Raw genomic sequence first — 17,100 nt, 5'->3', positions numbered from 1 at the left:
CCCGGCACTCGGCGACCGGCATCCGGCGACCGTTGACGCCCCCCGGAGGGAAAGCCGCAGCCGGACAGGCGGGCGGCTCCCCCTCCCTCGGGTCCCGTGCGCCTCAGTACTCCACTTCCACCAACCCCGTCTGCACCAGCGGCTTGCCCCGCTTGCGGGAGACGAAGACGCCCCGGCCCGGGGGCATCGGGCGGTGGCGGACGCCGCCGAGGATGTCGCCCTCGGCCGGGTCGCCGGCCAGGACCAGGCCCTGGGCGCCGAGTTCCTTCATGCGCTGCATGAACGGCTCGTACGAGGCCCGGCCCGCGCCCGCGGAGGAGCGGGCGATGATGAAGCGGACGCCGACGTCGCGGGCGAACGGCAGCATCTCCGTCAGCCCGCTGAGCGGGTTGCCGCTGGAGGTGGAGACCAGGTCGTAGTCGTCGATGACGACGAACACCTGCGGCCCCCGCCACCAGCTGCGGTCCCGCAACTGCTGCGGCGTGACGTCCGCCGTCGGCGTGCGGCGCTGCATCAGGTCGGCCAGCGCCGCCATGTGGTGGTCCATCTGGCTGGACATGGGGATGTACTCCGCCAGGTGGGAGGCGGGGGTGACGTCCAGCAGGGCGCGGCGGTTGTCGACCACGAAGAACTTCGCCTCGTCGCCGCCGTACCGCAGCGACAGCTGCCGGATCAGCAGCCGCAGCAGGTTGGACTTGCCGGACTCGCTCTCGCCGAAGACCAGGAAGAACGGGTCCTGGTCGAAGTCGACGAACACCGGCTCCAGGTTCTCCTCGTCCAGCGCGAACGCGACGCCCCGCCGCGGGAACCGGTCGCCCGGCGGCAGCTCGGCCGCGTCCAGCCGGCGCGGCAGCAGCCGTACCTTGGGGGCGCCCGGCGCCTGCCAGTGCCGTCCGACCTCGGTGGTCAGCGCGGCCGTGGCCTCGGCCAGGTCCGTGTCGGAGGTGAGGCCGTCGATCCGCGGCACCGCCGCCATGAAGTGCAGCTTCTGCGGGGACAGACCGCGGCCGGGGACGCCCGCGGGCACGTTCGCCGCCACCTTGCGGTCGATCTCCGAGTCCATGACGTCACCCAGACGCAACTCCAGGCGGTTCATCAGATGGTCCTTGAGGTTCGCGCGGACCTCCATCGAGCGGGACGCCGTGATGACGAGGTGGATGCCGTAGCCGAGGCCGCGCGCGGCGATGTCCAGGACCGCCGGCTCCAGGCCCTCGTAGTCCGTGCGGAAGTTCCCCCAGCCGTCGACGACCAGGAAGACGTCTCCCCAGGGCTGGTCGGTGACCGAGATGCCGCCCCGGGCGCGCCGGGCGCGGAAGTCGGCGATCGAGGCGATGCCGGCCGTACGGAAGTACTCCTCGCGGCGGGTCAGGACGCCGTACACCTCGGAGACCGTACGGCGCACCCGCTCCGGGTCCAGCCGCGAGGCGATCCCGCCGACGTGCGGCAGGCCGTCCACCGCGGCCATGCCGCCGCCACCGAAGTCGAGGCCGTAGAACTGCACCTCGTGCGGGGTGTGGGTGAGCGCGAAGGCGCAGATCAGGGAGCGCAGCAGGGTGGACTTGCCGGACTGCGGGCCGCCGATGACCTGCATGTGGCCGGCCGCGCCCGAGAAGTCGAGCATCAGACGGTCGCGGCGCTGCTCGTACGGCTTGTCGACCAGGCCGACCGGGACCACCAGGCGCCCGGCGCCCTCGTAGTTCGGCTGCGTCAGGCCGCGGCCCCGCACCGCAGCCAGCCCCGGCAGCAGCGCGTCCAGCGCGGGCGGGCTCTCCAGCGGCGGCAGCCACACCTGGTGGGCCGCCGGGCCTTGCGCCTCCAGCCGGCGCACGATCACGTCGAGCACGGTGTCGGCCAGTGCCTCGTCCACCTCGGGCTCGGTCTCGGTGCGCTGCTGCGGGATCGCGGTGTACTGCACCGGCACCTCGGTGGCCGTGAACAGCACCGGACGGCGGTCCACCGGGAGCCGTCCGCCGGACAGGTCCGTCCGCCGGCCCCCGGAGCGGTACACCCCCGAGACGTAGGCCGCCTTGAACCGGACCATCTCGTCCGTGCCGTACTTCAGGAAGCCGGAGCCGGGGACGTTCGGCAGTTCGTAGGCGTCGGGGACGCCGAGCGCGGCGCGGGACTCGGCCGCGGAGAAGGTGCGCAGGCCGATCCGGTAGGAGAGGTAGGTCTCCAGACCGCGCAGCCGGCCCTCCTCCAGGCGCTGCGAGGCCAGCAGCAGGTGCACGCCCAGCGACCGGCCGATCCGGCCGATCTGCACGAACATCTCGATGAAGTCCGGTTTCGCGGTCAGCAGCTCGCTGAACTCGTCGATCACCAGGACCAGGGACGGGATCGGCTGGAGCGGGGCGCCGGCCGCGCGGGCCTTCTCGTAGTCGTGGATGTTGGCGTAGTTGCCCGCGTCGCGCAGCAGCTCCTGGCGGCGGTTCAGCTCGCCGCGGATGGAGTCGCCCATGCGGTCGACCAGGGTCAGGTCGTCCGCGAGGTTGGTGATGACCGCCGCCACGTGCGGCATCTGCGCCATGCCGGCGAAGGTCGCGCCGCCCTTGAAGTCGGCGAGGACGAAGTTCAGGGTCTCCGAGGAGTGGGTGACCGCGAGGCCCAGCACCAGGGTGCGCAGCAGCTCGGACTTGCCGGAACCGGTCGCGCCGACGCACAGGCCGTGCGGGCCCATGCCCTCCTGCGCGGCCTCCTTCAGGTCCAGCATCACGGGCCGGCCGTCCTCGCCGAGACCGATCGGCACCCGCAGGCGTTCGGCGAGCGCGCGCGGGCGCCAGGTCCGCTTGGTGTCGACGGAGGCCGCGTCGCCGAGACCCAGCAGGTCGGTGAACTCCAGGTTGGCGAGCAGCGGCTCGTCGTCGTCACCGCCGGAGGCCATGCGCAGCGGCGCCAGCTGCCGGGCCAGCGCCTCGGCGGACTCGTAGGACAGCGCGTCGGGGGTGCCCTCGTACACCTCGCCGTGCCCCGACTCCAGGCGCAGCAGCCCGGGCTGGACGACGATGGACAGGTCGCCGCCCGCCGTGGTCAGCTCGCCCGGCACCACCTCCAGGACCGTGACGCCCTGGAGGCCCTCCGGGTTGGCGAGCACCGAGTCCGGCAGCAGGGACAGGTCGTCCAGGACGAGCACGATGTGCGGCTCGTCCAGCAGCGGCGCGGCGCCGGGGTGGAAGCGCGGCCGGCCGGTCAGCCGTGCGGCCAGCAGGTCCTCCAGCTCGCGCGGGTCGGAGCCGATCAGCCGGCGCGAACCCGCGCCGTCCACCGCGCCGGGCGCCTGTGCGTGCGGCAGCCACTTCGCCCAGTCCCAGTGCGCCAGCGCCTCCCGGCCCGCGGCCACCGCGACGACCAGGTCCTGCGGGGAGTGCAGCGAGGCCAGCGAGCCGACCAGGGCGCGGGCCGAGGCCCGCACGGACTGCGGCTCGCCGCTGACCGTGACGTGGTAGAAGGCGCGCAGCGACACCGCCATCGGCAGGTCGCCGACGCTGGCGTGCGCGGCGAGGAAGCGCTGCATCGCGCCCGCGGTCAGCGGCTCCAGCTGCTCGACCGGCCCCGTCTCCGGGGGGATCAGCGGGGTCGCCAGCGGCTGCGCGCCCAGCCCGATGCGGACGTGTGCGAAGTCCTCGTCGCCGGGCCGCCGCTCCCACACCCGGCTGCCCTCGGCGACCAGCGCCCAGAGCTGCTCGGGGGAGGGGTGCAGGTAGTACTGCGCGTCCCGCTGCTTGCGGGCCGTGGCCACGGCGGACCTGCGGGTCTGCGACAGATAGCTGAGGTAGTCGCGGCGCATGTCGGCCAGCTGGCCCTGCGAGCCGCGACGGAAGCGGACCACCATCGCGATGGACATCGCCACCGTCGAGGCGATCATGATCATGCCCATGATCTTCATGAACGGCTGGCCGTTCGTGAAGAAGAAGACCACCGAGCCGCCCATGCCCAGCGTGGGCAGGAGCTGCATCAGCACGCTCTCCTGGTGCCCCCGCGGCAATTCGGGCGGTGGCTGGACAACGACCTCTTCCGTGGGCACTTCGGACGGAAGCGCCCTAGGGGGGCGCTTGACGACAATCTGGCTCACCGCTCACCAATTCCCTTGCCCGACCCAGGCGTTCCGCCCGCCGCCCCGTGTCCGGCGAGCGCAGGCCGCCGCGTGATCCTACTGAGTTCGCGGAGGACGGGTGGGCGGTAGGGTGCCGGATGTTCGCGTGAGCACACGCCGCGCAGGCTGGACATACCGGGGCGAACCCCTCAAGAGTGAGGTGGCGGAACCCCGGAATCCCGCCGTACGGCACCCGGGTCGCCGCGCACCGGGCGAACCGGCACGGGACCTTCACGCCATGGACGCAGCACCACCACCGAGCACGACACAGACGCACCACCACCACTGAGGGGGAGCAGCAGGTGAGCATGACGGCCGCCGCCACCGGCGGACCCGGGACGGGAGCCCCTTCCGCGTCCGGCACCGGACTCGGCTTCTGCCGGGTCACCATCGTCGCGCCGGACAGCCGTATCGACGTGGCCCTGCCCGACGACGTCCCGGTCGCCGACCTCTACCCGGAGATCCTCCGGCTGTCCCAGCAGAGCCCCGCGGCCGGCGCCCCGGTCGGCTACCACCTCGTCCGCACCGACGGCACCGTGCTGGACAGCGCCCGGTCCTTCGCCGCCCAGCGCATCCTCGACGGCGAACTGCTCACCCTGCGCCCGTTCGCCGAGTCCCTGCCGCCGGCCGTCTTCGACGACGTCGCCGAGGCCGTGGCCTCCTCCGTCACCAAGCAGCACAAGCTGTGGAGCGGCGACCTGACCCGGGCCGCCGGCCTCGTCGGCGGCGGTGTGCTGCCCGCACTGCTCGCGTTCGTCGCCTGGACCGCCGACCCGCGCCACGACATGCACGGCCTGGCCGGCATCCTCGCCGCCGTCACCGGCATCCTCCTCGTCGTGCTCTCCGCCGTCCGCGCCCGCGTCTACGACGACCGCGGCTCGGCCGTCGCCCTCGGCCTCGGCGCGCTGCCGGGCATCGGCGTCGCCGGCAGCGGACTGCTGCCACTCGGCGACGGCGAGGGCATCGGCAGACTCCAGTTCCTGCTGGCGTGCGCGGCCGTCCTCGTCGCCGCCCTGATCCTCGCCCTGTGCTCACCGCACGGCGACGGCCCCTTCGTCGCCTTCGTGTTCGCCTCCGCGGTCGCCCTCGTCGCCGTCTTCATCGCGACCCTCACCGGCTGGGCCCCCCGGGAGACCGCCGCCCTGTGCGCCCCGGTCGCCGTCTGCGGGCTCGCCTTCCTGCCCGGCATGTCCATGCGGTTCGCCCGGCTGCCGATCGGCTTCGAGAACCCCAGCGGCGGCGGCACCACCCGCCCCGCCTACGGCGCCGAGCCCACCCCCCAGGAACCGGTGGACATCGAGCGCGTCGAGGCGCAGGCACGGCGCGGCCACGAACTCCTCGTCGGCATGGTCGGCGGCTGCGCGCTGCTCGCCGTCGGCGCCGCGGCCGTGCTCGGCTTCTCCGCCGGCGTCTGGGCCCAGCTGCTCGCCCTCGCCACCGGCATCGCCCTGCTGATGCGCGCCGGCCTGTTCCGCTACACCGCCCAGGTCGCCCCCGTGCTGGCCGCCGGCCTCACCTGCCTGGTCCTGCTCGGCCTCGGCCTCGCCCTCAACCCGCCGGACCACGTCATGCGCGCCGCGCTGGCCGGCGACCGCACCGACCTCGACATCCGCACCGTCTGGCTGATCGCGGCGATCGCCGCGGCCACGGCCCTGGTGACGGCCCTCGGCCTGATCCTGCCGCGCGGCGGGATGACCCCCTTCTGGGGCCGCTTCCTGGAGATCTGCGAGGGCTTCGTCCTGCTCACCCTGATCCCGCTCGCCCTGGCCGTCTTCGACGTGTACGCCAAGGCCCGCGCCATGACCAGCTGACGGAACACGACGCGAAAAAGGGGCGGTACGCGCGCGTACCGCCCCTTTGCGCTCCCGCCTCAGCCGAAGCTCACTGCACGTCCAGGCCCCCGTTGTGCGCCATCGGCTTCAGGTCGAACTCCCCGTCGCGCGCCCCGAGCACGAACGCGGTCCACTCCGCCTCCGTGTAGCGCAGCACGGTGTCCGGGTCGAGCGAGGACCGCATCGCCACCGCGCCACCGGGCAGGTACGCGATCTCGACCCGCTCCTCGTGCTCCTCCGTACCCGGCGCGCACTGCCACTCCACGCCCGAGATGTCGAGCGCGTACAGCTCGTCCCGCTCGCGCTCCTTGCGCGCCTTCATCTCCGCTTCCGTTTCCGCCATCTGCGGCGACCCCTTCCCGACGTAGTACGATCCCGGCGCTCACCCTAGTGGCGTGCGCCACCCCCTCGGCGGGGTTCGCCGACCGGGCGTAAGGTCCCCGCCATCGCCTGGTACCCTGAGTGACGGCCGTATGTGTACGCACCCCCGGAACCCTCGCTGTTCTGGAGGCCGCGCCCAGCGGATCCCCGCCACCCGAGTAACGGAAGCTCCCCCGAGACGCAGACCGGGGGCACTCGGTGGCCACTCACACACCATGAGGAGTACGCGTGTCGCTCGACGCCGCTACGAAGAAGCAGATCATCGCCGAGTTCGGTACCAAGGAGGGTGACACCGGCTCCCCCGAGGTCCAGGTCGCTCTGCTCTCCCGTCGGATCTCCGACCTGACGGAGCACCTCAAGACCCACAAGCACGACCACCACTCCCGCCGTGGCCTGCTGATCCTGGTCGGTCAGCGCCGCCGGCTGCTGCAGTACCTGGCGAAGAAGGACATCCAGCGCTTCCGTGCGCTGGTCGACCGCCTCGGCATCCGCCGCGGTGCGGCGGGCGCCAAGTAGGACGCCACGAGGGAGCGGTTCCCGAAACGAATCGGGGACCGCTCCCTTTGCCGTATGCGGGGCTTCGCCGGGCATACGGTGACCATGGTCGTACCACCGGAAACGTGCGGACTGTCACTCACGCTTTGTAGTGTGGTAGCAGAACGCATCACGTACGACACAGAACGAGGAGAAGCGCACCCAGTCGCCGCCGGTCCTCGGTAGTGGCCCCCGGGGGAGAAGCCCCGGGTGCTTCGATCGAAGACCGGCCCGCACCGCACGGAGCGCCTCTCCACACACCGTCCCCCTGCCACACGGGCAGGCACAGGACGAAGACGAGGAGAAAACGCTAGTGGAGAACGAGACCCACTACGCCGAAGCCGTCATCGACAACGGCCCCTTCGGCACCCGCACCATCCGCTTCGAGACGGGCCGCCTGGCCAAGCAGGCCGCCGGCTCCGCCGTGGCGTACCTGGACGACGACACCATGGTGCTGTCGGCCACCACCGCCTCGAAGAACCCCAAGGACCAGCTCGACTTCTTCCCCCTCACGGTGGACGTCGAGGAGCGGATGTACGCCGCCGGCAAGATCCCCGGCAGCTTCTTCCGCCGTGAGGGCCGGCCGTCCGAGGACGCCATCCTCACCTGCCGCCTCATCGACCGCCCGCTGCGCCCGTCCTTCAAGAAGGGGCTGCGCAACGAGATCCAGGTCGTCGCCACGATCATGGCCCTCAACCCCGACCACCTGTACGACGTCGTGGCGATCAACGCCGCGTCCGCGTCCACGCAGCTGGCCGGTCTGCCCTTCTCCGGCCCGATCGGCGGCGTCCGCGTCGCGCTGATCCGCGGCCAGTGGGTCGCCTTCCCGACCCACACCGAGCTCGAGGACGCCGTCTTCGACATGGTCGTCGCCGGCCGTGTCCTGGAGGACGGCGACGTCGCGATCATGATGGTCGAGGCCGAGGCCACCGAGAAGACCATCAAGCTGGTCGAGGGTGGCGCCGAGGCGCCGACCGAGGAGATCGTCGCCGCCGGTCTGGAGGCCGCCAAGCCCTTCATCAAGGTCCTGTGCCGCGCCCAGGCCGACCTCGCCGCCAAGGCCGCCAAGCCGACCGCCGAGTTCCCGATCTTCCTGGACTACCAGGACGACGTGTTCGAGGCCCTGACCGCCGCCGTCCGCCCCGAGCTGGCCCAGGCGCTCACCATCGCCGGCAAGCAGGAGCGCGAGGCCGAGCTGGACCGCGTCAAGGCGCTGGCCGCCGAGAAGCTGCTGCCCGAGTTCGAGGGCCGCGAGAAGGAGATCTCCGCCGCGTACCGCTCGCTCACCAAGCAGCTGGTCCGCGAGCGCGTGATCAAGGAGAAGAAGCGCATCGACGGCCGCGGTGTCACCGACATCCGCACCCTGGCCGCCGAGGTCGAGGCCATCCCGCGGGTGCACGGCTCCGCGGTGTTCGAGCGTGGCGAGACCCAGATCCTGGGCGTCACCACCCTTAACATGCTCCGCATGGAGCAGCAGCTGGACACCCTCTCCCCGGTGACCCGCAAGCGCTACATGCACAACTACAACTTCCCGCCGTACTCCACCGGTGAGACCGGCCGCGTCGGCTCCCCGAAGCGCCGCGAGATCGGCCACGGCGCCCTCGCCGAGCGCGCCCTCGTGCCGGTGCTGCCCGCGCGCGAGGAGTTCCCGTACGCGATCCGCCAGGTCTCCGAGGCGCTGAGCTCCAACGGCTCGACGTCCATGGGCTCGGTCTGCGCCTCCACCATGTCGCTGCTGAACGCCGGTGTGCCGCTGAAGGCCCCGGTCGCCGGCATCGCCATGGGCCTGATCTCCCAGGAGATCGACGGCGAGACGCACTACGTCACCCTCACCGACATCCTCGGTGCGGAGGACGCCTTCGGCGACATGGACTTCAAGGTCGCCGGCACCAAGGAGTTCGTGACCGCCCTCCAGCTCGACACCAAGCTGGACGGCATCCCGGCCTCCGTCCTGGCCGCGGCCCTCAAGCAGGCCCGCGACGCCCGTCTCCACATCCTCGACGTGATGATGGAGGCCATCGACCGGCCCGACGAGATGTCCCCGAACGCCCCGCGGATCATCACCGTCAAGATCCCGGTCGACAAGATCGGCGAGGTCATCGGCCCCAAGGGCAAGATGATCAACCAGATCCAGGAGGACACGGGCGCCGAGATCACGATCGAGGACGACGGCACGATCTACATCGGTGCCGCCGACGGTCCCTCGGCCGAGGCCGCCCGCGCCACGATCAACGGCATCGCCAACCCGACGATGCCCGAGGTCGGCGAGCGCTACCTGGGTACGGTCGTGAAGACGACCACCTTCGGCGCGTTCGTCTCCCTGCTGCCCGGCAAGGACGGTCTGCTGCACATCTCGCAGATCCGCAAGCTCGCCGGCGGCAAGCGCGTGGAGAACGTCGAGGACGTCCTCGGCGTGGGCGCGAAGGTCCAGGTCGAGATCGCCGAGATCGACTCCCGCGGCAAGCTCTCCCTGATCCCCGTGATCGAGGGCGAGGAAGGCTCCGACGAGTCGAAGGACGACGCCGAGCAGTGACGTCCCGTAGCTCGAAGGCGACGGCCCGCCCCTCTTCGGAGGCGCGGGCCGTCGCCCGTACCCAAACCCTCGTCAAGGGGACCGGCGGCATCGGCACGGTCCGCAAGACCACCCTCCCGGGCGGCCTGCGCATCGTCACCGAGACCCTGCCCTCGGTCCGCTCCGCGACCTTCGGCATCTGGGCCCACGTCGGCTCCCGCGACGAGACCCGGGCCCTGAACGGCGCCACCCACTACCTGGAGCACCTGCTCTTCAAGGGCACGTCCCGCCGCAGCGCGCTCGACATCTCCGCCGCGCTCGACGCGGTCGGCGGCGAGATGAACGCGTTCACGGCCAAGGAGTACACGTGCTACTACGCACGCGTGCTCGACACCGACCTGCCCCTGGCCATCGACGTGGTCTGCGACATGCTGACCGGCTCGCTGATCCTCGAAGAGGACGTCGACGTCGAACGCGGTGCGATCCTCGAAGAGATCGCCATGACCGAGGACGACCCCGGCGACTGCGTGCACGACCTGTTCGCGCACACGATGTTCGGCGACAACGCCCTCGGCCGCCCGGTCCTCGGCACGGTCGACACGGTCAACGCCCTCACCGCCGACCGGATCCGCCGCTTCTACAAGAAGCACTACGACCCGACCCACCTCGTGGTCGCCTGCGCCGGCAACGTCGACCACGCCAAGGTCGTCCGCCAGGTCCGCGCGGCCTTCGAGAAGGCCGGCGCCCTCAGGAACCCGGAGGCACGGCCCATCGCCCCGCGCGACGGCCGCCGTACGATCCGCACCGCCGGCAAGGTGGAACTGCTCGGCCGCAAGACCGAACAGGCGCACGTCGTCCTCGGCATGCCCGGCCTCGCCCGCACCGACGACCGCCGCTGGGCCATGGGCGTGCTCAACACCGCCCTCGGCGGCGGCATGTCCTCCCGCCTCTTCCAGGAGGTCCGGGAGAAGCGCGGCCTCGCCTACAGCGTGTATTCGTACACCTCCGGCTTCGCCGACTGCGGCCTGTTCGGCGTCTACGCCGGCTGCCGGCCCAGCCAGGTCCACGACGTGCTGCGCATCTGCCGCGACGAACTCGACCACGTCGCGCAGAACGGCCTCTCCGACGACGAGATCGCCCGTGCCATCGGCCAGCTCAGGGGCTCCACCGTGCTCGGCCTGGAGGACACCGGCGCGCTGATGAACCGTATCGGCAAGAGCGAACTGTGCTGGGGCGAGCAGATGTCCGTCGACGACATGCTGGCGAAGATAGCCGCGGTCACCCCGGACGAGGTCCGCTCGGTGGCCCGCGACATCCTGGGACAGCGCCCGTCGCTCTCGGTCATCGGCCCGCTCAAGGACAAGCAGGCCGCCCGGCTGCACGACGCGGTCGCCTGAAACACCACCGGTTAGGAAGCAGGAACATGAGCAAGCTGCGCGTGGCGGTCCTCGGTGCCAAGGGCCGGATCGGAGCCGAGGCGGTCAAGGCGGTCGAGGCCGCCGAAGACATGGAGCTGGTCGCCGCCCTCGGCCGGGGCGACAAGCTGGAGACCCTGGCCGAGACCGGTGCCCAGGTCGCCGTCGAGCTGACCACCCCGGCCTCGGTCATGGGCAACCTCGACTTCTGCGTGCGCCACGGCATCCACGCGGTCGTCGGCACCACCGGCTGGACCGACGAGCGCCTCGCGCAGCTGAGGGGCTGGCTCGACCGGTCCCCGGAGACCGGCGTGCTCATCGCGCCGAACTTCTCCATCGGCGCCGTGCTGACGATGAGGTTCGCGCAGATCGCCGCGCCCTACTTCGAGTCGGTCGAGGTGGTCGAGCTGCACCACCCGAACAAGGTGGACGCCCCCTCCGGCACCGCCACGCGCACCGCCCAGCTCATCGCCGAGGCCCGCCGGGCGGCCGGCACCGCCCCGGCACCGGACGCCACCGCCACGGCCCTCGACGGCGCCCGGGGCGCCAGCGTCGACGGCATCCCCGTGCACGCCGTACGGCTGCGCGGCCTGCTCGCCCACCAGGAGGTCCTGCTCGGCGGCGAGGGCGAGACCCTGACCGTCCGGCACGACTCGCTGCACCACAGCAGCTTCATGCCGGGCATCCTGCTCGGCGCCCGCCGGGTGGTGACCACTCCGGGCCTCACCTTCGGCCTGGAACACTTCCTGGACCTGAGCTGAGCCCGAAGACGACATGCGCGCGAAGATCACCTACCTCGTCACGGCCGCCGTCCTGGTCTTCTACTTCGTCCTGGTCGGCAGCCGTGGCGTCCTGCTCATCCAGTCCGGCACGCTCCTCACCGTCACCTTCGGCGTGGCGGTGCTGATCCTGCCGGTCATCGGCCTGTGGTTCCTGTGGAAGAACACCCAGTTCGTCCGCAAGGCCAACCAGCTGGCCGCCGAACTCGAAGCCGAGGGCGGCCTGCCGGTCGACGAACTGCGGCGCCTGCCCGACGGCCGGATCGACCGCGACTCGGCCGACGAGGTCTTCGCCCGGCGCAAGGCCGAGACGGAGACGACCCCGGGGGACTGGCGCTGCTGGTTCCGCCTCGCCGTCGCCTACCACGACGCCCGTGACACGCCCCGGGCCCGCAAGGCGATGCAGAGGGCCATCGCCCTGCACGACGGACAGCCCGTACGGGCCTGACACAGGCCCGCGGCACCCCGCCGCACCCGCACGCGCGACGGCTCACCCAACCGCCGCGCGTGCGCGTGCGTTCCGGCCCGCGCGCCCGCACGGCGGAGCCGCGTACCGCTACGACCCCTGCGGCGCGTCAGCCGCGTCCGCACTCCGCCGCCCACGCCTCCACCGTGTCCGCGGCCCGGTCGAAGGCCATCGGCCGGCCCAGGAAGTCCAGGGTGTGCGTGGTCAGCAGCGGCGGGGTGTCGTCGGGCGGCAGGTCCGTGCGCACGAGGGCCAGCGCCTGTCCCTGCACCGTGCGCGGCAGCCCCAGCCACCGCACCGGCCGCTGCACCGTCCGCACCGACACCACCCGCTCCCACGGCAGCGTCCGTGTCCGCAGGAAGCCGGTCCGGCGCAGCCCGCGCCGGCTCACCCACACCCCCATGCGCAGCAGCCGCAGCGCGGAGGCGATGATCAGCAGCCCGGCTGCGAGAACCGCCGCGGCGGTGGACACCGAGCCGGTCAGCGCGGTGAGCACCGCGCCGAAGAGCACGAACGAGGCGAGCAGCAGCCACAGCGCGGCCATGCCCACCCGCCACGGCCCCGGCCGGTAGGGGCGCCGCCAGTGGTCCGGGTCGTCGTGCGGCAGCGCGCTGCCGGCTGCCGTCTCGAAGGTGGGGTCGGCCGTCGGAAAGGGCAGGGGCACGGCTGGTCCTCGCTCGGTCCTCGCATGGGCTGTGCCCGGTGAGGCTATCCGGCGGGGTGTGCGCCCACCAGCCGTGCGCGTCCGGAAGAGTAAGTGCCCGCGCTCAGTGTCCCTGGGACGCCTGGGACTGCTGAGCCGGTGCGTCGGACGGCGTGGAGAGCGCCGGCGTACCGGCTATCAGGGCCCCCACGAGCCCGGCGACGAGGGTGAGACCCAGCAGCCAGCGCCCGGCCATCTCACCGAAGGACGCCCGCGGACGCGGCGGGGGAGTCACATTGCTGCGGAACCTGTCCGCCTCGGCCACGAAGGCGAAGGGCACGGGCTCGCGGGGGGTACCTCCCGGCGGTAGCTGGGGGCGGAACATCGCGGCTGCCGCTCCTTTCGGGGTGCGGAGATCGAATGGGCACGCTTCATCGGTAAAGACGTTCGGGTGACACAAAAGGTGCCCCATGTCCGGAAAAAATCGCAGGCAAGGTCGCTTTCGTTCGCGGCCGGGTCCCCCCGTACAGTGGGCGCGAACCTCCAGCAGCAGTGGGAAGGACCTGTCCAACCGTGACCCGCACCCCGGATGAACTGAAGATCGACCTGCGCAGTGATGTCACCGTCGAACTGGTCAAGCACAGCGCCGCGGACTCCGACGTGCTCTTCGCCGCCCGTGTGTCGACCATCGGGGAGCAGTCCCTGGACGAACTGAACAAGGACCCCGAGCGGTCCAAGGGCCTGATCAACTACCTGATGCGCGACCGGCACGGCAGCCCGTTCGAGCACAACTCGATGACCTTCTTCATCAGCGCCCCGATCTTCGTCTTCCGCGAGTTCATGCGGCACCGCGTCGGCTGGTCGTACAACGAGGAGTCCGGCCGCTACCGCGAGCTCCAGCCGGTCTTCTACGTCCCGGACGTTGGCCGCAAGCTGGTCCAGCAGGGCCGGCCGGGCAAGTACGTCTTCGTGGAGGGCACCGAGGAGCAGCACGCCTTGGTCGGACACGCCATGGAGGAGTCGTACCGCCAGGCCTACGCGACCTATCAGGAGATGCTGGCCCAGGGCATCGCCCGTGAGGTCGCCCGCTCGGTGCTCCCCGTCGGCCTCTACTCCTCGATGTACGCCACCTGCAACGCGCGCTCCCTGATGCACTTCCTCGGCCTGCGCACCCAGCACGAGCTGGCCAAGGTGCCCTCCTTCCCGCAGCGGGAGATCGAGATGGTGGGCGAGAAGATGGAGGCGGAGTGGGCGAAGCTCATGCCGTTGACGTACGCCGCCTTCAACGCGAACGGGCGTGTGGCTCCGTAGCGAAGTCTTGTTCCCGCGCCGGGAACGGGCGTACGGACCAGCTTGGCGAAGTGTCCGTATTGCGGCATTCAGAGAAGTTCATCTAGCCTGATCAACGGACCCGGCACTGCTTGAACCCCCGAGCAGGCAGTGTCGGGCTCCACCTTTGTCCTGACTTTCCCGGCACCCCACGGGCAGACCCCGCATCGAGCACCGAGTAGCGTGTTACCCATGGCTCCGACCTCGACTCCGCAGACCCCCTTCGGGCGGGTCCTCACCGCCATGGTCACGCCCTTCACGGCGGACGGCGCACTCGACCTCGACGGCGCGCAGCGGCTCGCCGCCCACCTGGTGGACGCAGGCAACGACGGCCTGATCGTCAACGGCACCACCGGCGAGTCCCCGACCACCAGCGACGCGGAGAAATCGGACCTGGTACGAGCCGTCCTGGAGGCCGTCGGCGACCGCGCCCACGTCGTCGCCGGCGTCGGAACCAACGACACCCACCACAGCGTCGAGCTGGCCCGCGAGGCCGAGCGCGCCGGCGCCCACGGCCTGCTGGTGGTCACGCCGTACTACAACAAGCCCCCGCAGGAGGGCCTGTACCGGCACTTCACGACGGTCGCCGACGCCACCGGCCTGCCGGTCATGCTCTACGACATCCCCGGCCGCAGCGGCGTCCCGATCAACACCGAGACCCTGGTCCGGCTCGCGGAGCACCCCCGGATCGTCGCCAACAAGGACGCCAAGGGCGACCTGGGCCGCGCGAGCTGGGCCATCGCCCGGTCCGGCCTCGCCTGGTACTCCGGCGACGACATGCTGAACCTCCCGCTGCTCTCGGTCGGCGCGGTCGGCTTCGTCTCGGTCGTCGGCCACCTCGTCACCCCCGACCTGCGCGCCCTGGTGGACGCGTTCGTCTCCGGTGACGTCGTCAAGGCCACCGAGATCCACCAGAAGCTGCTCCCGGTCTACACCGGCATGTTCCGCACCCAGGGCGTCATGACGGCCAAGGCCGCCCTCGCGCTCCAGGGACTGCCCGCCGGGCCGCTGCGCTCGCCCATGGTCGAGTGCTCCGCCGAGGAGATCGCCCAGCTCAAGATCGATCTTGCGGCCGGCGGGGTACAGCTCTGATTAAAGACTTGGCACCACAGCACGGGCTTCACAACTGAATCGACAACCGCAGACGCAGGCCCACCGGTGCCTGCACCCCACACACAACTGCTTCTGCACGAACGTCATGCGCGCCACGTGCCCGACCGGTACGTGGCGCGCGTGTTTGAGGAGAGTCTTTTGAGTCATCCGCATCCTGAACTGGGCCCGCCCCCGCCGCTCCCCGAGGGCGGCCTCCGGGTCACCCCGCTCGGCGGCCTAGGCGAGATCGGCCGGAACATGACGGTCTTCGAGTACGGCGGTCGCCTGCTGATCGTCGACTGCGGCGTGCTTTTCCCCGAGGAGGAGCAGCCCGGAATCGACCTGATCCTGCCGGACTTCTCGTCCATCCGGGACCGCCTCGACGACATCGAGGGCATCGTCCTCACCCACGGCCACGAGGACCACATCGGCGCCGTCCCCTTCCTGCTCCGCGAGAAGCCGGACATCCCGCTGATCGGCTCCAAGCTCACGCTCGCCCTGATCGAGGCGAAGCTCCAGGAGCACCGGATCCGGCCGTACACCCTGGAGGTGGCGGAAGGAGACCGCGAGCGCATCGGCCCCTTCGACTGCGAGTTCATCGCCGTCAACCACTCCATCCCGGACGCCCTCGCCGTCGCCATCCGCACCCCCGCCGGCATGGTGGTGCACACCGGCGACTTCAAGATGGACCAGCTCCCGCTGGACAACCGCCTCACCGACCTGCACGCCTTCGCGCGGCTGAGCGAGGAGGGCATCGACCTCCTCCTCACCGACTCGACGAACGCCGAGGTCCCGGGCTTCACCCCGCACGAGCGCGACATCTCCAACGTCCTGCGGCAGGTCTTCGCCGGCGCCCGCAAGCGGATCATCGTGGCGAGCTTCGCGAGCCATGTCCACCGCATCCAGCAGATCCTGGACGCGGCGCACGAGTACGGCCGCCGGGTCGCCTTCGTCGGCCGCTCCATGGTCCGCAACATGGGCATCGCCCGTGACCTCGGCTATCTGAAGGTTCCCGCGGGCCTGGTGGTGGACGTCCGGGCGCTGGACGACCTGCGCGACGAAGAGGTGGTCCTGGTCTGCACGGGCTCCCAGGGCGAGCCGATGGCGGCCCTGTCCCGCATGGCCAACCGCGACCACCAGATCCGCATCGTCGACGGCGACACGGTCATCCTCGCCTCGTCGCTGATCCCGGGGAACGAGAACGCGGTCTACCGCGTGATCAACGGCCTGACCCGCTGGGGCGCCAACGTCGTCCACAAGGGCAACGCCAAGGTGCACGTTTCCGGCCACGCGTCCGCGGGCGAGCTGCTGTACTTCTACAACATCTGCCGGCCGAGAAACCTGATGCCGGTCCACGGCGAATGGCGCCACCTGCGCGCCAACGCCGAGCTGGGCGCCCTGACCGGCGTCCCGCACGACCGGATCGTCATCGCCGAGGACGGCGTGGTGGTCGACCTGGTCGAGGGCAAGGCCAAAATCTCCGGCAAGGTCCAGGCCGGCTACGTCTACGTCGACGGCCTGTCGGTCGGCGGTGTCGGCGAGCCGGCGCTGAAGGACCGCAAGATCCTCGGGGACGAGGGCATCATCTCGGTCTTCGTCGTCATGGACGCCTCCACCGGCAAGATCACCGGGGGCCCGCACATCCAGGCCCGTGGCTCCGGCATCGAGGACTCGGCCTTCGCCGACGTCCTGCCGAAGATCACGGACTCCCTGGAGCGGTCCGCCCAGGACGGCGTCGTGGAGCCGCACCAGCTCCAGCAGCTGATCCGCCGGACGCTCGGCAAGTGGGTCTCGGACACCTATCGCCGCAGGCCGATGATCCTGCCGGTGGTCGTGGAGGTCTGACGCCCCGTCGGTGCTGACCTGGGGGGGGGGGGGGGGGGGGGGGGGGGGGGGGGGGGGGGGGGGGGGGGGGGGGGGGGGGGGGGGGGGGGGGGGGGGGGAGGAGGGGGGGGGGGGGGGGGGGGGGGGGGGGGGGAGGGAGAAAAAAAAAAAAAAAAAAAACGAAACAGCACACCCCCCCCCCT

13 protein-coding genes are annotated in these 17,100 nt (G+C 71.2%); 9 read left to right on the top strand and 4 right to left on the bottom strand.

Annotated features, from left to right (window positions below):
• Nucleotides 1-103 precede the first annotated feature (103 nt).
• A complete protein-coding gene (gene eccCa, locus ACZ4W9_RS27760; protein WP_467940339.1) occupies nt 104-4,069 on the bottom strand; it encodes a type VII secretion protein EccCa in 3,966 nt (1,321 codons plus the stop codon).
• Nucleotides 4,070-4,398: 329 nt separating this feature from the next.
• Between eccCa and eccD the strand changes: the two genes are divergently transcribed.
• Entirely contained in the window at nt 4,399-5,901 is a 1,503-nt protein-coding gene (gene eccD / locus ACZ4W9_RS27755) for a type VII secretion integral membrane protein EccD (protein WP_467940457.1), read from the top strand.
• A gap of 70 nt (nt 5,902-5,971) precedes the next feature.
• Here eccD and ACZ4W9_RS27750 read toward each other — a convergent pair whose 3' ends face one another.
• On the bottom strand, nt 5,972-6,265 hold the full coding sequence (locus ACZ4W9_RS27750) for a DUF397 domain-containing protein (protein WP_467940337.1): 294 nt from the start codon (nt 6,263-6,265) through the stop codon (nt 5,972-5,974).
• A 266-nt stretch (nt 6,266-6,531) separates the two neighbouring features.
• On the opposite strand from ACZ4W9_RS27750, the gene rpsO reads away from it, so the two are divergent.
• The 5 genes from rpsO to ACZ4W9_RS27725 all read left to right on the top strand — a co-directional run bounded on the left by rpsO (nt 6,532) and on the right by ACZ4W9_RS27725 (nt 11,991).
• A complete protein-coding gene (gene rpsO / locus ACZ4W9_RS27745) occupies nt 6,532-6,819 on the top strand; it encodes a 30S ribosomal protein S15 (RefSeq protein WP_003997419.1) in 288 nt (95 codons plus the stop codon).
• Nucleotides 6,820-7,150: 331 nt separating this feature from the next.
• Nucleotides 7,151-9,370, top strand: coding sequence for a polyribonucleotide nucleotidyltransferase (locus tag ACZ4W9_RS27740; protein WP_467940336.1), 2,220 nt, complete (start codon nt 7,151-7,153; stop codon nt 9,368-9,370).
• Nucleotides 9,367-10,746 carry a M16 family metallopeptidase gene (locus ACZ4W9_RS27735; RefSeq protein WP_467940335.1) on the top strand — a complete coding sequence of 460 codons (1,380 nt, stop codon included), beginning with the start codon at nt 9,367-9,369 and terminating at the stop codon, nt 10,744-10,746. Before ACZ4W9_RS27740 ends, ACZ4W9_RS27735 begins: the two co-directional genes overlap by 4 nt.
• A gap of 26 nt (nt 10,747-10,772) precedes the next feature.
• Nucleotides 10,773-11,525, top strand: coding sequence for a 4-hydroxy-tetrahydrodipicolinate reductase (dapB, locus tag ACZ4W9_RS27730; protein ID WP_467940333.1), 753 nt, complete (start codon nt 10,773-10,775; stop codon nt 11,523-11,525).
• Between the two features lie 13 nt (nt 11,526-11,538).
• Nucleotides 11,539-11,991 (top strand): tetratricopeptide repeat protein, encoded by a 453-nt coding sequence (locus ACZ4W9_RS27725; protein ID WP_467940332.1) that lies wholly within the window; start codon nt 11,539-11,541, stop codon nt 11,989-11,991.
• A 127-nt stretch (nt 11,992-12,118) separates the two neighbouring features.
• On the opposite strand, the gene ACZ4W9_RS27720 is transcribed toward ACZ4W9_RS27725, so the two are convergent.
• Complete coding sequence (locus tag ACZ4W9_RS27720; RefSeq protein WP_467940331.1) at nt 12,119-12,673, bottom strand: hypothetical protein; 555 nt, start codon at nt 12,671-12,673, stop codon at nt 12,119-12,121.
• Between the two features lie 103 nt (nt 12,674-12,776).
• Nucleotides 12,777-13,037: a hypothetical protein gene (locus tag ACZ4W9_RS27715; protein ID WP_467940329.1), complete on the bottom strand. Its 261-nt coding sequence runs from the start codon at nt 13,035-13,037 to the stop codon at nt 12,777-12,779.
• A 188-nt stretch (nt 13,038-13,225) separates the two neighbouring features.
• Here ACZ4W9_RS27715 and thyX point away from each other — a divergent pair, with 188 nt between their 5' ends.
• The 3 genes from thyX (at nt 13,226) to ACZ4W9_RS27700 (ending at nt 16,918) form a co-directional block, all read left to right on the top strand.
• Complete coding sequence (gene thyX / locus ACZ4W9_RS27710; RefSeq protein WP_467940328.1) at nt 13,226-13,963, top strand: FAD-dependent thymidylate synthase; 738 nt, start codon at nt 13,226-13,228, stop codon at nt 13,961-13,963.
• Between the two features lie 210 nt (nt 13,964-14,173).
• Nucleotides 14,174-15,073, top strand: coding sequence for a 4-hydroxy-tetrahydrodipicolinate synthase (gene dapA / locus ACZ4W9_RS27705; protein WP_467940327.1), 900 nt, complete (start codon nt 14,174-14,176; stop codon nt 15,071-15,073).
• A gap of 159 nt (nt 15,074-15,232) precedes the next feature.
• Nucleotides 15,233-16,918 (top strand): ribonuclease J, encoded by a 1,686-nt coding sequence (locus tag ACZ4W9_RS27700; protein ID WP_467940326.1) that lies wholly within the window; start codon nt 15,233-15,235, stop codon nt 16,916-16,918.
• The last annotated feature ends 182 nt before the right edge of the window (nt 16,919-17,100 follow it).

This window comes from Streptomyces sp. NPDC029296, assembly GCF_055569255.1.
Note: the sequence above shows the minus strand (reverse complement) of the source record. Positions and strands in the feature narration are given on the sequence as shown.

Excerpts from the sequence above, each read along its gene's own strand:
- ACZ4W9_RS27750 (WP_467940337.1), bottom strand. The coding sequence starts at position 6,265 with ATGGCGGAAACGGAAGCGGAGATGAAGGCGCGCAAGGAGCGCGAGCGG.
- dapA (WP_467940327.1), top strand. The coding sequence starts at position 14,174 with ATGGCTCCGACCTCGACTCCGCAGACCCCCTTCGGGCGGGTCCTCACC.
- ACZ4W9_RS27725 (WP_467940332.1), top strand. The coding sequence starts at position 11,539 with ATGCGCGCGAAGATCACCTACCTCGTCACGGCCGCCGTCCTGGTCTTC.
- dapB (WP_467940333.1), top strand. The coding sequence starts at position 10,773 with ATGAGCAAGCTGCGCGTGGCGGTCCTCGGTGCCAAGGGCCGGATCGGA.
- eccD (WP_467940457.1), top strand. The coding sequence starts at position 4,399 with ATGACGGCCGCCGCCACCGGCGGACCCGGGACGGGAGCCCCTTCCGCG.
- ACZ4W9_RS27715 (WP_467940329.1), bottom strand. The coding sequence starts at position 13,037 with ATGTTCCGCCCCCAGCTACCGCCGGGAGGTACCCCCCGCGAGCCCGTG.